11 protein-coding genes are annotated in these 15,907 nt (G+C 51.8%); 7 read left to right on the forward strand and 4 right to left on the reverse strand.

Annotation, left to right across the window (positions count from 1 at the left end; translation table 11 throughout):
* Positions 1-320: 320 nt before the first annotated feature.
* From ABYA77_RS11535 to ABYA77_RS11550, 4 genes are all read left to right on the forward strand, one after another.
* Positions 321-1,403 (forward strand): efflux RND transporter periplasmic adaptor subunit, encoded by a 1,083-nt coding sequence (locus ABYA77_RS11535; protein WP_372966124.1) that lies wholly within the window; start codon positions 321-323, stop codon positions 1,401-1,403.
* A gap of 5 nt (positions 1,404-1,408) precedes the next feature.
* Positions 1,409-4,486 (forward strand): efflux RND transporter permease subunit, encoded by a 3,078-nt coding sequence (locus ABYA77_RS11540; protein ID WP_372966125.1) that lies wholly within the window; start codon positions 1,409-1,411, stop codon positions 4,484-4,486.
* Positions 4,487-4,512: 26 nt separating this feature from the next.
* Entirely contained in the window at positions 4,513-5,277 is a 765-nt protein-coding gene (locus ABYA77_RS11545; RefSeq protein WP_372966126.1) for a pseudouridine synthase, read from the forward strand.
* A 205-nt stretch (positions 5,278-5,482) separates the two neighbouring features.
* Positions 5,483-7,357 (forward strand): diguanylate cyclase, encoded by a 1,875-nt coding sequence (locus ABYA77_RS11550; RefSeq protein WP_372966127.1) that lies wholly within the window; start codon positions 5,483-5,485, stop codon positions 7,355-7,357.
* On the opposite strand, the gene ABYA77_RS11555 is transcribed toward ABYA77_RS11550, so the two are convergent.
* The 3 genes from ABYA77_RS11555 to ABYA77_RS11565 form a co-directional block, all read right to left on the reverse strand.
* Positions 7,354-8,787: an amidase gene (locus tag ABYA77_RS11555; protein WP_372966128.1), complete on the reverse strand. Its 1,434-nt coding sequence runs from the start codon at positions 8,785-8,787 to the stop codon at positions 7,354-7,356. The genes ABYA77_RS11550 and ABYA77_RS11555 overlap by 4 nt on opposite strands.
* A gap of 131 nt (positions 8,788-8,918) precedes the next feature.
* On the reverse strand, positions 8,919-9,701 hold the full coding sequence (gene djlA / locus ABYA77_RS11560; protein WP_372966129.1) for a co-chaperone DjlA: 783 nt from the start codon (positions 9,699-9,701) through the stop codon (positions 8,919-8,921).
* A gap of 121 nt (positions 9,702-9,822) precedes the next feature.
* Positions 9,823-11,103 carry an MgtC/SapB family protein gene (locus tag ABYA77_RS11565; protein WP_372966130.1) on the reverse strand — a complete coding sequence of 427 codons (1,281 nt, stop codon included), beginning with the start codon at positions 11,101-11,103 and terminating at the stop codon, positions 9,823-9,825.
* A 320-nt stretch (positions 11,104-11,423) separates the two neighbouring features.
* On the opposite strand from ABYA77_RS11565, the gene ABYA77_RS11570 reads away from it, so the two are divergent.
* The 3 genes from ABYA77_RS11570 to ABYA77_RS11580 all read left to right on the forward strand — a co-directional run bounded on the left by ABYA77_RS11570 (position 11,424) and on the right by ABYA77_RS11580 (position 15,412).
* Positions 11,424-12,911, forward strand: a complete 1,488-nt coding sequence (locus tag ABYA77_RS11570) for a SulP family inorganic anion transporter (RefSeq protein WP_372966131.1) — start codon at positions 11,424-11,426, stop codon at positions 12,909-12,911.
* 74 nt (positions 12,912-12,985) lie between these two features.
* Entirely contained in the window at positions 12,986-13,837 is an 852-nt protein-coding gene (locus ABYA77_RS11575; protein WP_372966132.1) for a universal stress protein, read from the forward strand.
* Between the two features lie 15 nt (positions 13,838-13,852).
* A complete protein-coding gene (locus ABYA77_RS11580) occupies positions 13,853-15,412 on the forward strand; it encodes a phospholipase D family protein (RefSeq protein ID WP_372966133.1) in 1,560 nt (519 codons plus the stop codon).
* Positions 15,413-15,418: 6 nt separating this feature from the next.
* On the opposite strand, the gene ABYA77_RS11585 is transcribed toward ABYA77_RS11580, so the two are convergent.
* On the reverse strand, positions 15,419-15,907 hold a 489-nt coding region (locus ABYA77_RS11585; RefSeq protein ID WP_372966134.1), incomplete at its 5' end, for an NAD(P)/FAD-dependent oxidoreductase.

The raw sequence follows: 15,907 nt of genomic DNA on the forward strand, positions 1-15,907 counted from the left end.
TTTTTTCTTTGCCGCAAAAAGAAACCCCCGGGACCTTTCGGTGCCGGGGGTTTCTGGTGTCTTTATCAGGTTGTCGCTATCTCACCTGCTTGCCCACGCAAAAGCCCCCGGACGGCACCACGACCACCAGGATTAGCTTTACCAGGACAACGACAGCGTTGAGGTTCATAAAATCGACAATGCGCTCTGAATAGATTTAAACAATGTGTGTAGAATTTACCGCACGTTTAAATCTGGTTGCAACCTTTTATTTTTACTTACCCACGCAGTTTCAACTTTTTGAAACAACCAAGAATGGATAATTAACGGCGAGTATGGTCATGATAAAAGCAAAATGGAGTTCCCTGGGGTTGTCGATTCTGGTGATCGTGGCTTTGATCATCTGGATGGCGACCGGGGAAATCAGACTTGCGAGTGATGAGCCGCCCGAGGAACCTGTAAAGGAACAACGTGAGCTGACACAGGTTGAAGTGAAAGTGCTGAAGGCAGAGGCCTATCAGCCATCGCTTAAGCTACAGGGGCAGATTGAGCCCTGGAAGATGGTTATGGTCAGTGCCCGCACGTCCGGAACTGTTGAGAGCCTGCAGGTTGCGCTGGGTGATCAGGTGAAAGCTGGCCAGACATTACTGACTCTCTCCACCGATGGCCGTGATGCTGTGGTAACACGCTGGCAGGCCAGAATCCGAAAGCTGGAAGCTGACCTGTCAGCAGCACGTAAACTTAAAACCCGTAATTTAGTGGCTGAAACAGAGATTTTGAGCTTGGAGAGTGATCTTGCTGCTGCCCGGGCTGACATGAAGGCCGCAGAGTTAACGCTGCAATATTTAAAACCAAAAGCTCCGTTTGACGGAATTGTGAACCGCCGCGAAGTGGACCCGGGTACACTGGTACAAGAAGGTACTTCGTTACTTGAGCTGGTCCAGGTAGATCGACTGAAGGCCTTGGGCCGGGTTCCACAACAAGCTGTGAAAGATGTTCGCCCGGGGCAAGCGGTTGGAGTGAATCTGCTGGATGGTACCCGTTTGGCGGGCGTCGTGAGTTTTGTGGCCAGTGCTGCAGATCCTGCCACTCGTAGTTTTGCTGTGGAAATTGTGGTTGAAAACCCGGATTTGAAAAGAGCAGCCGGTGGTACCGCAAATCTCAATATCCAATTGCCGGAACAAAAGGCAATGTTTATCTCTCCTGCTTACCTGAGCCTCAATGATGATGGTCGCCCGGGTGTGAAGTACGTGGATAGCGACAACAAAGTGGTATTCCAAACCGTCAAACTACTCAGTATTTCAACGACGGGTGCTTGGGTTTCTGGCCTGCCTGATGAAATTCTGCTGATTACTCGCGGGGCCGGGTTTGTTGTTGCTGGTGAGACCGTGCGGCCCGTTGATCGCTCAGATAAGCGGGGCTGATTAATATGAAAGCACTTATCGCTGCGGCAATGGATCGAAGCCGCACTACCTTACTGACGTTCCTGTTTCTTCTGATTGGCGGAATGGTGGCTTATCAAGTGATTCCTAAGGAGTCCAGCCCGGACATAGCCATACCCATGATATACGTTGCCATGTCTTTGGAAGGGATTAGCCCGGAAGATGCCGAGCGTTTGCTGGTGCGTCCTATGGAGCAGGAGTTGCGAGCCCTTGAAGGTATCAAGGAAATGCGTGGCAACGCCTCCGAAGGTCATGCTTCGGTCATGCTGGAATTCGATGCCGGATTTGATGCAGATAAAGCCTTGCAGGATGTGCGAGAGAAGGTTGATACGGCGCGCAACAAGCTCCCTCAAGAAGCGGATGAACCGCGGGTTCATGAAATCAACGTGTCTCTCTTTCCTGTTTTGTCTATTGGACTGTCTGGCCCGTTGTCTGAGCGTGAGCTGATCACCATTGCCCGACGTTTTCAGGACGCAATTGAAGCCATTCCTGAAGTGCTGGAAGTAGATATTGGTGGTGACAGGGAAGACCTGTTAGAAATTGTTGTAGACCCACAGGTGCTTGAAAGTTACGGCATAGATTTTGACCAACTGGCTTCTATTGTGACCCGGAACAACCAGTTGGTGGCGGCGGGGTCCCTGGATACAGGTAATGGCCGGATGTCGTTAAAGGTACCCGGAGTCATCGAGACAATCGAAGATGTGATGTCCATGCCCATTAAGGTAGACGGTAACACTGTCGTCACCTTTGGCGATGTGGCAATGCTGCAACGTACGTTCAAAGATCCTTCCGGCTTTGCCCGCATCAATGGCGAACCCGCTTTGGTCTTAGAGGTGTCGAAGCGTTCTGGTGCCAATATTATTGAAACGATTGAGCAGGTTACGGCTTTGATAGGCGAAGCCAGGCCGCAGTTACCGGAAGCGCTGGAAGTTCGCTATATCATGGATCAGTCAGAAGAAGTTCAAGACATGCTGTCTGATCTGCTTAACAACGTACTGACAGCGATTGTTCTGGTGCTCATTGTCGTGATCGCAGCCATGGGCCCACGCTCTGCATTGCTGGTGGGGCTCACCATTCCCGGTGCCTTTTTAACTGGGATTCTGGTGATATGGGGTATGGGTTTAACGCTCAATATCGTTGTGTTGTTCAGCCTTATTCTGGTGGCGGGCATGTTGGTTGACGGTGCCATTGTCGTTTCTGAACTGGCTGACCGTAATCTGAGCGAAGGCCTGCCAGTAAAAGATGCGTGGGTGGAAGCTGCCTCTCGCATGGCGTGGCCTGTGATTGCCTCAACAGCAACAACTTTGGCAGTTTTCATCCCTTTGCTGTTCTGGCCCGGCGTTGTTGGTGAGTTCATGAAATTTCTGCCGATGACCGTTTTGATCTGTTTGATCGCCTCGCTGGCTATGGCGCTGGTTTTTTTGCCGGTTATGGGAGGTGTCAGCGGTGGTAGGCGATCCCATCAGGATGTTACGGAAGGGCGTTTCATGATGGTCTACCGGAGCACCCTGAGTGGGCTGTTGCGTAGGCCGGGGCTAACTCTGACGGGGGCTCTGGCCGTGATCATTGTGATATACGCAGCCTACAGTCGCTTTAATTATGGCGTTGAGTTCTTTCCCAGTGTCGAACCAGATTCGGCTCAGGTGCAAGTGCGCGCCCGTGGAGATCTGTCTATCTGGGAGCGGGATGCCATTATTCGGGAGGTGGAAGATCGTCTGCAGAACATGCCTGAAGTGAAGGCGCTATATGCCCGCTCTATATTGACCGCCGGAAATCAAATGGCACCGGATGTGATCGGTACCTTGCAGTTCCAATTTAATGACTGGCACACGCGTCGGCCTGCGACTGAAATACTTGATGACTTCCGCGAGCGAACTTCAGATATTGCCGGTATCGAGCTGGAGTTCCGGAAACAGGAAGGCGGCCCTGCAGAAGGTAAGCCTGTTGAATTGTTGGTTAGCAGCCTGAATAGCGGTCAACTGGATGGGTATGTGGATGAGCTTGCTCAAAAAATGCGCAGTATGGGTGGGTTCGTGGATATCGAGGACGATCGCAGCCTGCCAGGTATTGAGTGGCGCTTGAAAGTGGATCGTGAGGCTGCGGCCCGCTTTGGCACCGATGTGTTGAGTATTGGTAGCGCAGTGCGGCTGGTTACCAATGGGATGGTGTTGGCTACCTATCGGCCAGAAGATGTGCGGGATGAGGTGGATATTGCTGTTCGTGTGCCGAATAACTGGCGAGAGCTGGAATACTTGCAGCGCCAGACCATTAACACGCCCAGAGGGCAGGTGCCTTTATCCGAGTTTGTGACACTGGAGCCCGGTGACAAAACCGGAAACATTGTTCGGGTCGATGGCCAGCGAACCATCACCATAAAATCCGATGTGGCACCGGGCCGTAGAATGGATGAGTTACTGGAAGCTTTACAGGCTGAAATGCCCGAACCGCCAGAGGGAGTCACTCTCCGTTTTGGTGGTGAAAACGAAGATCAGCAACAGGCATCCACTTTCCTTGTTTCTGCCTTTTTTGTGGCGATAGCCATGATGGTGTTAATTCTTCTGACTCAGTTCAATTCCATGTATCAGACGTTGTTGATTCTTTCGGCAATCGTACTTTCTACCGCGGGCGTTCTGCTTGGGCTGCTGCTTAATGGCCAATCATTCGGCATTGTGATGGTAGGGATGGGGATTATTGCCCTGGCGGGCATTGTTGTGAACAACAATATCATCCTGATCGATACCTTTAACCAGTTAAAAAAAGAAGGTCTGGAAGCCTATGAGGCGGCTCTTGAAACGGGTTGTTTGCGTTTCCGGCCTGTCCTGCTTACGGCCATTACCACTATTCTTGGGCTGATGCCGATGGTGTTGGGTGTTAACGTCAACTTGCTGGAACCGTCATTGGGTTTGGGCGCACCTTCCACCCAGTGGTGGATGCAGCTTTCCAGTGCTATCGCAGGGGGGCTGGCTTTTGCGACGCTGCTGACGCTGTTGCTGACCCCGGCGTTGCTGGTCCTTGGTGAGCGAACAGGGCTGCGTCTCCGTGGGTTTACTGCCAGATTCCGTTAACTGAAAAATGAGTGGCGAAGGTGCTGATGACCAACAGGCTGGGAAGTACAACACCGATGATAATGCCGAACCCTCTTGACGAAATTTATCGTGATCAATGGTTGCTGGTGGTTCACAAACCTTCAGGGTTGTTGGTGCACCGAAGCCCCATCGATAAACATGAAACCGAGTTTGCACTGCAATATGCCCGGGAGTTGAACGGGGGGCAGCATGTGTACCCGGTGCATAGGTTGGATCGGCCAACCTCAGGCTTGCTGATTTTTTCCAGAGACCCGGACACCGCCAGGGTGATGGGGCAGGCGATGATGGCTGGTGACGTTTCCAAAACCTATCTTGCGGTGGTGAGAGGGTGGGCTCCGGAAAGTGGCGTGATTGATCATCCTTTACGGGATGAACCGGAAGATCGCCGTCTGAAAGCGCAAAACCAGCCGATACGGGAAGCCCTGACGCATTACAAGAGGCTCGCGACAACCGAACTGCCAGTTGCCATTGAGCGATACCCCAGCAGTCGTTACAGCTTGGTGGAACTTTATCCGAAAACGGGCCGTAAGCATCAGTTGCGTCGGCATATGAAACATATCAATCACCCCATCATTGGCGATGCGAATCATGGCCGAGGTAGGCACAACCGTTATTTTGCTGAAAGGTTTGGTCGGGGAAGGTTGCTGCTGGCAGCGACGGAATTGCGTTTTTTGCACCCGGTGACAGGCGAGAAAATTATCTTGAAAGCCCCACCAGAGCAGAGCTTTCAAGATGTTTTGGTACTGTTTGGTAATGTGTCAGGCATCTAGCCGGTCAGGGTCGTTGACCAGAGTATTCTTCCACGGTATTACCAGGGCGTTCAGGTATTTCAGCGCCGCGCCCTGGCATAATGTGCCAGTTATGTAGTTTTTTTTATCATTTTGCGTTGATTGGTTTTGTAATCTTTGATTCTGCTTGTTTTCATACATACTCCCAGCACGACTATAAGAATAAATCCATACGCTAGGGCGCAAAGTGAACACACTAAAATTCTTGTTGGCATTCATGCTCTGCTTTGTACTGCCTGCCGCAATGGCGGCTGAAGACGCCGTCTGGGGGAAACATTCCAAGCGTCTGGAGCTTTCCCAATTTGTTGCTTACTGGATGGAGGATGAACAAACCTCTATTCAGGAGGTCCGTTCGCTGCCGGAGACGGCCTGGACAGAGAACGGTAACGACAGTGTGAGTCTTGGCTACGGCGATGCGGTTTATTGGTTCAAAGTCGGGCTGGACAATGCGCTGGCGGTAGAAGCGATTACCTTTCTGGAGATAGGTTACCCAGTACTCGACCACATAGAGTTATACACCGTTTCATCTGCCGGGCAGTCCAACCCAATGAAATTAGGTGATAAACAGCCGTTTTATGATCGGCCGGTTTATCATCGTAATTTTATTATTCCCATGGTGCTGGCACCTAATGAGACGACAACGCTCTTCATTCGGGTTGAGACCACCAGTTCAATGCAGTTGCCACTGATCCTCTGGGATCAAAGTGCGTTCTATGCAACGGAACAATCCCGAAGTATGTTTGAAGGGGCCTACTTCGGGATTGTTCTGGTCATGATCCTGTATAACTTGTTTGTGTATCTTGCTGTAGGCGAGCGAAACTTCCTCTACTACGTGGGATACATTACAGCCATGCCGCTTTTTCTGGCCTGTTTGCATGGTGTGACCTTTCAGTTTCTGTGGCCGGAGTCTACCTGGTGGAACGATCAGGCGATCATCGTTTTTCTGAATCTGGTGGTTTTCTTTGGTGGCGCCTTCAGCCTCAGTTTTATCAATGTCACCCGGGAAAATCATCCCTGGCTGAACCGTTGGGCAGTTGGGCTGGTATGGGTTGCTGCAGCCCAGGCAGTGGCTGGATTGTTTGTGCCCTACAGTCAGATGATTCTGCCCTCCATTCTGGTCGGATTTGTCGGTTGTGCGACCATGTTGCTGTTAAGTGTAGTGCGTCTGATCAAGGCTGATCCAGCTGCACGTTATTACACCGTGGCGTGGGTATTCATGCTGTTTGGAGGCATTGTGTTGGCACTTAGCAAATTCACTATGTTGCCGCGAAATCTGCTGACTGAGAATGCCGCTCAGGTGGGGTCTGCGCTCGGCGTTATTCTGTTATCTATTGCGCTGGCCGATCGTCTTAATCGTGAGAAGATGAAAACTATTGCAGCTCAACAACGACTTTTAAGTGAAGAGCGTAAAGCCCGGTTTGCCCAAGAGAAGTCCCTGCAGGTCCAGAGGGAAGCGAATGCCATGCTGGAAGAGCGGGTACAGGATCGTACCCGCGATCTTGAAGCATTGAACGAGCAGTTGCTGGAGCTGAGCGCCACCGACCCGCTTACAGGCCTGAAAAACCGAGGCCATTTTGATAAAGCTTTTCAGTCTGCAGTGGTTCATGCATACCGGTTTGAAGAAACGTTGTCGTTGCTTGTGTTGGATATCGATCACTTCAAGCAGTTTAACGACACCTATGGCCACTTGGTTGGTGATGACTGTTTGAAAATGGTGGCTAAATGTATGCAAAACCATCTCAGCCGCCCCCAGGATCTGGCTGCCCGGTACGGTGGCGAGGAATTTGTAGTGTTATTGCCTGATACACCGGAAGAAGGTGCTGTTAGTGTTGCCGAGCGCATACGCAGAGACATTGAGGAAACTGCGTTCAGGGTATCCGGTGAGATACTTCACCTCACCATCAGTATCGGGGTTTGCAGCGTTGCGCCTAAAGCAGCGGATGCTACGAAAGAAATTTTCGCCCGTGCCGATGACGCTTTGTACGAAGCTAAAGGTAAGGGCCGGAACCGGGTTGAAATCTGTCGGAAAGATGGTCCGGCCGGGAGTTCAGTAACCGCTTAATAGTTAAGATAGGTTATGGATGGCCACCCGCGATCAGCTTCCAGTGCATAGGAAATCTCAAGAAGTGTGCGTTCATCTCCGTGTTTTGCCATGAATTGGACAGACACCGGCAGGTTGTTCTCAGTTACTCCCATTGGTATTGAAATCGCCGGTGCGCCTGTAGCGTTGGCGAAGGGGGTAAAGTTTGCGTACTGCATGAGCCGCTCAAACAGAGTATCGAAAGGCACCGTCGGGCTCAGGTGGCCGAGCAGGGGGGTGGTGTGAGCCAGCACTGGCGTCAAAATGGCATCGTAATCGGTCATATCTCTGGCGTAATCGTGCCAGGATCGCTTTAGCCTCCAGATAGCAGCGGGTAATCGCCAGATCTGCTTTCGTACCATGTTGTCCAACCCATTGGTCAGAGCATCAACCTTTTTTTTGTCAAAGTCCGGGTGTAAGAGTTTTCGCCCCTGAAGCTTTACACCCAAAGCGAGCATCCCCCAGTACAGGGCAAAGTCGTTGGGAAATGACTTCGCCACAGGAAGATCAATGGGCTCAATAATGTGGCCCAGCTTTTCAAGTAATCTGGCAGTTTGCTCAACGGTTCGGCGTGTTTCCTCGTCCGTAGAATGGCCGTTGATTGAGTCCAGAGCCAGCCCTATTCGCAGTTGTTTTTCGCCCGGCCCATGAACATGGCCGACCTTTGGTAATTTATGATTGTAGAAATATTGTTCGGCATGGGCGATAAATCCTGCACTGTCGCGCACAGACCGTGTGACTACACCATCGCTGACAATATCGACAGGTAGGGTCCTGGCGGCTTCATGAATAACAACTCGCCCCCGAGTAGGTTTGAGGCCAATCAGACCACAACAAGCGGCCGGGATGCGAATAGAGCCGCCACCGTCGTTAGCATGGGCCACTGGAACAACGCCTGCTGCAACCATGGCTGCAGCACCACCCGACGAAGCTCCGCAGGAGTATGCCGGGTTCCAGGGGTTTCTTGTCGGTGCGCCATGGGCTGGTTCTGTGGTGGCGTTAAAACCGAATTCCGGCATGCTGCTTTTGCCCAGGCAGAGATATCCCTGTGCAAGCATCTGTTTTGCAAAGGGACTGGTTTTGGTAGCTGGTTGGCGTGGCACGGCGACTGAACCATGACTGGTGGGCAGCCCTTTTATATCGGTATTGTCTTTGATAAAGGTAGGTACGCCTGCGAACGGAGCTTGCGATGAGGCCACTTTTGTAGCCTGCGCCAATGCCTGGTCGTAATTGTCAGAGGCCACGGCATTCAACGTGGGCTGTGCCAGTCTGGACCTTTCTATCGCCGCAGCAGCAACCTCAACTGCTGATACTTCGCCTCGGCGAATTTTCGCTGCAAGGTCTGTGGCATCAGATGTCCCGAGAGCATCATCCCGAAAACAGTGGAAGGGGGCTGGTTGATTGCGGTCCATTTAATACTCCGATGCGTTTAATTGGACAAGAACCATAGCCCAGCTTTAAACGTGACGACATATCATTTTAGGTACGTCGTCACAGAGCGTTGCACGGAGTTATGTTTTTTGTGTAGCCCATCTCATCCTTTTCAGGAGGCCTTTTTTCGGGCTGCCTTGATAATATCGTAGGCGTGGCTGATTTCCTGTGTGCGCTCCTCGGCCATTTCCCGCATGCTCTCAGGGATACCTCTGCCAGCGAGCTTGTCCGGATGGTTTTCGCTCATCAATTTGCGATAGGCTCGCTTGATCTCAGCGTCAGACGCCGATGAAGGCATCCCCAGCACCTTGTAAGCGTCATCCAGCTGCTGACTGGTGGAATAGTTTGGGTTGTTTCCTCCGTGGCCAGCGTGGGCCCCTCTTAGCATTGCTTCAAGTTGGTCAACCTGGCTTTCTGGCAGGCCGAGCCCTCTGGCGACACGTAGCAGCATTTCGTGCTCTGCAGGGTGAACCTGGCCGTCAGCAGCCACTGCCGATACCTGTATTTGGAGAAACATCTGAAGGAGGGCTGGTTGCCGGCCCGAGCTGGCAAGAAACCGTTGCAGCTCGGCATCAAGGTCGAAGTCAGGTTGTTTGCCCCTATTGAAAGCGTCTCTGGCAAGTTTTTTTTGATCCTCGTTCAGGCGGAACCGCATGAACATGGTTTCTGCCATTTGGATTTCATCACGGCTGACGACACCATCCGCTTTGCAGAGCGCACCCATGACTGAAAATGCTGACTCAATAAACCCCAGTTGCAGGCTTTGAATGCCGCCTATCAGTTTGCTTTTGAGGCGCTGGAGCAGGAACGCGCCCAAGGCGGCTCCGATAAGGAACCCGGGGAAGCGGCCAAAGGCATAGCCTATCAGGCCGCCAAAGATCATTGCGAACAGCATTCAGAAATCCTTTAAGTGATCATCAGTCTCATAAATATACGGGTTTTTTGTCACGGCTTCATGAACAGGCTTTCATCCACGGATCAACCGGTCCAGCTTCCTGGCATCATTCTTCGCAACATCAGCCGAGCCATGCGGTCAGGATTCCTGCAGCCAGTGAAAGCGCCATAGGTCCTGCTACCAATGCACCGGCTTTGCGGTTGCCCATTGTCCAGACAATGCCGGACTTCACCATGTTGTTGACGGATGCTGCAATGACAATGCCCAGGACGGCAGCATCCATGCTGAGGCCATCGTTTGACATACGGGTCAGGGATAGAGTGATGGCATCCACGTCGGCAATGCCGGATGTGGCTGCCAGGGCATAGACACCGGCATCGCCGAAGGCGTCTTTCAGAAATTCACCCAACAGAAGAATGGAGGTAAGGAGGAATCCGAAAATCAGTGCCGAAGCCAAGTCCAGAGGGTTCTGTGAAAGCCTGGGCTGACTGACCTGTTGTTGGCTTGAATTTTTCTGCCAGATGAATAGAGCCGGTACGTATAGCAAAACGGTCATCACCAGCACCGGCCAGAACAACTTCGGCAGTAATTCGGAATTGATGACCAGGCAATAAACGAGAATACGTGGAAACATAGTGCCGCACGCAATCAGAATGCCTGCGGCAAACTGTGGGTTGAGATCAGGGTTTTTGCTGGATTGGCGAGCAAAGTGCAGGGTCAGGGCTGTGGATGAGCTGAGCCCTGCAAACAAACTGGTGAACAAGATGCCTTTATGAGTGCCAGCAACGCGAATGGCGAAATAACCAACAAAGGATATGGAGGCAATCATCACCACCATCCACCAGATTTCCCGTGGATTCAGTACGCCGCCAGGGCCCATTTGTTCATTGGGTAGCAGGGGGAGCATAACGACAGAAATAAGCAGCAACTTTAGCGCTGCATCCAGCTCATGAGCCTGTAGTTTTTTTACCCAGCCATGAATTTCTTTTTTGTTATCCAGAATCAGTGCAGTGACTACCGCAGCAGCTGTTGCAAGAACCGGATCGATGGCAACGGCTACTGCGCCAAAGCAGAAGGTCAGTAACATGCCGATTAGAGTGGTAATGCTGAAGTTACGAATGTGTTCCAGCCGTTCGTGATAGGCGACTAATCCTATAGCTGCAACACACAGCAGCATTGCCGGGAAAGCCCAAACGGTAATTTCGGAAGCGAGCACGGCAGATATACCGCCAAGAAAACCCACCAGTGAAAACGTGCGGATACCTGCAATCCGCTCTCCAGCCCGCTGTTCCCTGGCATCCCAGCCGCGTTCAAGGCCGATGATGGCTCCGAGCAATAAGGCTAAGGCGAGGTGAATGGCGGTTTGGTTTGAAATAATAAACTGGCTTGCTAAATCATCCATGTAGGATTTCCGTCGATAACCGATTTTGCCTGGTATTCTAGGCAATTGCATGCAGTCGGGTCACCCTTAACTATTGTGCTTTGTGGGTTGCCTTACTTTTGGGGAGTGTTTCTGGTAAGCTTCGCGGCCCGGATTTGACCGTAAACCGACTTAAATCAAAGCGAAGCTGGCCAAACTGTGACGATCCTTCCACCTTAGTGTTTCGTTTTTTTCATTGACCCTAACCCGGTTTTCCGCAGGCTTCCTGAGGTTTCTCCATGCCCGTTCCTACGGCGCAAGGTAACTGTTTCTTTTTCTCTGTGTAACTGGATACCCCCATCATGGTGAATGCACTTAAGCAAAATTGGTTCTCGAATATTCGAGGTGACTTGCTCTCAGGTATTGTTGTGGCTCTGGCCCTGATTCCCGAGGCAATCGCCTTTTCAATCATTGCGGGCGTTGATCCGAAAATCGGGCTCTATGCTTCCTTCTGTATCGCTGTGATCATCGCCTTCGTGGGGGGGCGCCCCGGCATGATTTCCGCGGCGACTGGAGCCATGGCTTTGCTTATGGTGACTCTGGTGAAAGATCATGGCTTGCAATACCTGCTGGCTGCTACGTTACTGACCGGCGTGTTTCAGATTGCAGCGGGTTACCTGAAGCTGGGTGGGCTGATGCGATTTGTGTCCCGCTCTGTGGTAACCGGCTTTGTAAACGCATTGGCAATTCTGATTTTTATGGCGCAGTTGCCGGAACTGACCAACGTAACCTGGCACGTATACGCAATGACCGCTGCTGGCCTGGGCGTTATCTATCTGTTCCCCTATGTGCCAACAATTGGCAAACTGATTCCGTCACCTTTGGTATGTATTGTGTCCATGACTGCCGTGGCGATGCTGCTGAATCTGGACATCCGCACCGTCGGAGATATGGGTGAACTGCCGGATACCCTGCCAATTTTCCTATGGCCTGATGTGCCGTTTACCCTCGAAACCCTGATAATTATTCTGCCATATTCGGCGGCTCTGGCCGTGGTGGGTTTGCTTGAGTCCATGATGACCGCAACCATTGTCGATGACCTGACTGACACCACCAGTGACCGCAACCGCGAATGTAAGGGGCAGGGAATTGCCAACATCGGTTCCGGCTTACTCGGTGGCATGGCTGGGTGTGCCATGATCGGCCAGTCCATCATCAACATTAAATCTGGTGGTCGTACCCGGCTTTCTACACTCACCGCGGGTGTCTTTTTGCTGGTGATGGTGCTGGTATTGGATGAATGGTTAGTGCAAATTCCTATGGCGGCTCTGGTGGCTGTGATGATCATGGTGTCCATTGGTACCTTCAGCTGGACGTCCATCAAAAATCTGCGCGAGCACCCGCTCTCTACTAACATTGTGATGGTAGTGACAGTGATTGTCGTTGTGGCCACTCACAACCTGGCCTTTGGTGTTTTGGCGGGCGTCTTGTTGGCTTCCCTGTTCTTCGCCAACAAGGTGGGGCATTACATGGTGGTGACGTCTGAACTGGATGAAAAAACCAGTACTCGCCGATACATGGTAACCGGGCAGGTGTTCTTCAGCTCTTCTGAAAAGTTCACCGAATCTTTTGACTTCAAAGAAGCGGTCGATAATGTAGTGATTGATCTCAGTCGCGCACATTTCTGGGATATCACTGCGGTTGGCGCTCTGGATAAAGCGGTTATCAAGTTCCGCCGTGAGGGGGCAGACGTTGAGGTGATTGGTCTGAATGAGGCCAGTGCCACCATCGTAGATCGTTTCGGAGTGCATGATAAGCCCGATGCGGTTGACCAGTTGATGGGGCACTGAACATGACAGAGGCCAACGTAAATGCGGATAGGCAGTGCCATAATAATCAAAACCATCACCGAGGCGAGGCAGACATGTTAAGAGTAGTGGCCTGTATCGACGGTTCCCGGGCAGTACCTGCAGTGTGTGATTACGCAGCTTGGGCCAGCCGGCACATGGAAACACCCCTGATGTTGTTGCACGTTCTGGATGAAGAGCGTTATCCGGCAGAGCCGGATTTAGCTGGCAACATCGGGCTGGGTAGTCGTGAACAGTTGCTGGCAGAATTGGCAGAGTTAGACCGTAAGCGTTCCAAGCTGGCTCTTGAACATGGCCACCATATGCTGGACGAAGCCGAAGCCCGGGTAAAAACATCGGGAATCAATGAAGTCATCAAGCGTCAGCGTCATGGAAACTTGACGGAATCTATAGTTGCGCTTGAAAAAGACACTCGGTTATTTGTGATGGGGCTTCACGGTGAAAGCAGTTCAGACCGGAGCCTTCAGGTTGGTAGCCAGTTAGAAACGGTGCTCCGCAGTGTACAGCGGCCGATTCTGTTGGTGCCGGATGAGTTCACCCAACCGGAAAGTGCCATGTTGGCGTTTGATGGTAGTGCGACGGCGTTCAAAGGTGTGGAGCTGTTGTCGGCGAGCCCTGTGCTGCAAGGCATGCCTTTGCATCTCGTGATGGTTGGCGCTGATACAGCGGATCGTTGGGAGCAGTTGAAGAAAGCAGAAAAAATGTTGGCGCCTCTTGGCGTGGAGATAACCCTGGCGATTCGTGCAGGTGAGGTAGAGCCGGCGTTGCATGAGTATCAGGAAGAAAATGATATCGACATTCTGGTGATGGGCGCATATGGCCACTCCAGGATTCGGCAGTTCCTTGTCGGTAGTACAACAACAACGATGTTGAAAACCGCGAAAAAGCCGCTAGTTATACTTCGCTAGTCAGGAAACGATGTCATGCCCAGACAACCCAAGATCTCAATTCTTACAATACTGAGCCTGTGGTTGATTCTGGGTTTGCTGGCGGGGTGTGCTGCGGCCTTACAGCCGGTTGACCATGATCCGGAACTGAAGGAGGCCTCTATGCCTGACTCCTTCGTTAGTGCTCAGATTCAGAAGTATCTTGATACCAGTTCCCCGGACTCGGGGTTTCAGTTACTTGATACGGGTCGTGATGCTTTTCTGGTGCGTGCGGCTCTGATTGAATCTGCTATTCATCAAATCGATGCTCAATATTACATCTGGAATAACGACGCTACCGGCCGGTATCTGGCAGGGCGTCTGGTTGCAGCTGCAGACAGAGGTGTAAAAGTTCGTTTATTGCTGGATGATATCAATGTAGCAGGGAAGGAGTCCTTGTTTGCCACTCTTGACAGTCATCCGAATATTCGGGTTCGTATCTATAATCCTGCAAGATCTCGCAGTGGTGCCGCGCGCTTCCTGTCTCTGATCATTGACTTTGACCGCATCAATCGCCGTATGCACAACAAAACCTTTGTCGTAGATGGTTATGTGGGTATTGCGGGTGGCCGGAATATCGGCGATGAGTATTTCGATGAACACCAGACTCTGAACTTTCGTGACCGGGACGTGATGGCCTTAGGTGCATTGGCAGGGGAAATGACAGGCAACTTCGAAGCCTATTGGGATAGCCGGTGGTCTTATCCATTGGAGCAGATATATCAGAATGGAACGGCTGAGTGGTCGGAAACGGCCAGGTCACGCCTTGTTCAGGGAACCACTTCAGCACAAGCTTTTATGGCGTCTCCGGTTCAGGGGAGGGATGCCGCAGAGGCAGTATTGCAAACCTGGTTTAAAGGACTGGTTCAGGCTCCGGCTGAACTGGTGTACGACGTACCCCCAGAAGACCCTGAGGCTCCGGCCGAGGTGCCTCAGAAAACTGCGCAAGCTCTATACCAGTTAGTAAAGGAGGCTCAGTCGGAAATTCTGGTTGAATCGGCTTATCTGGTTCTCGCTGATGACCAGTTAGATAGCCTGAGTCTTTTAGTGGGGCCTGAGCTTTCTGTTTCTGCGTTTACCAACTCATTGGCATCCAATGATCTGGTCACCAATCATTCAGGCTACGCCCGCTGGCGGAAGGAAATGCTGGATCGTGGTCTCATTCTGCACGAATTGCGGCCCGATGCGCAGGCCTGTCATGACTGGGTTGTCAGAGACGGTGCCTGTGAGAAAGGCGACGTCAGCCTTCACTCGAAAGCTGTAGTGTTTGATCGCGAAACCTTGTTCATTGGTTCCTTTAACGTGAACCTCCGGTCTATCTACCTGAATGGTGAGACAGTACTTGTTATCCGAAGTCCTGAACTGGCTGAAACCGTGGCTAAAGATATTCGCAATGCTATGAAGCCTGAAAACAGCTGGCAAGTGCAGATGGACGACAGTGGCGATCTGGTGTGGACATCGTCAGACCAGCAAGTGGACCATGAGCCGAATGTTGGCTTTTGGCGACGGGCAACCTCCAGGATTTTGTCCTGGTTACCGTTGGAAAAGTATCTGTAGTTGAATTCAGGCCGCATTCCCTGCGGCCACGCCAGAAGCCCAGGCCCACTGAAAGTTGTGCCCACCCAGGTGGCCTGTTACGTCCACCACCTCTCCGATAAAGTATAAATCTGGCTTCTCCAGAACGGCCATTGTCTTGGATGATAGCTGTGTCGTATCTACGCCGCCTAAAGTGACTTCGGCAGTTCGGTAACCTTCTGTGCCCGCGGGCTTGATTGTCCAGTTCCCAAGTGTGGCTGCAATCTTTTCCAGCTCCTGACTCCGGTATTCCTGCAGTGGACGGTTCCAGCCCTGAAGTTCATTAAAGGCTTGGGCAAAACGCTTGGGTAGGTGTTGGCTCAGATACTGAGCCACGGTGGATTGGGGCTTATCATTCCTTAATCTGAACAGGTCATCCTGAATTTTCTGCGCAGGTAGCAGGTTGATGTGTATGTCATCACCGGGCTGCCAGTAACTGGAAATTTGCAGCATAGCGGGCCCGCTTAATCCTCGGTG

Origin of the sequence: Marinobacter sp. (assembly GCF_041595835.1) — a bacterium.
Lineage (GTDB): Bacteria > Pseudomonadota > Gammaproteobacteria > Pseudomonadales > Oleiphilaceae > Marinobacter.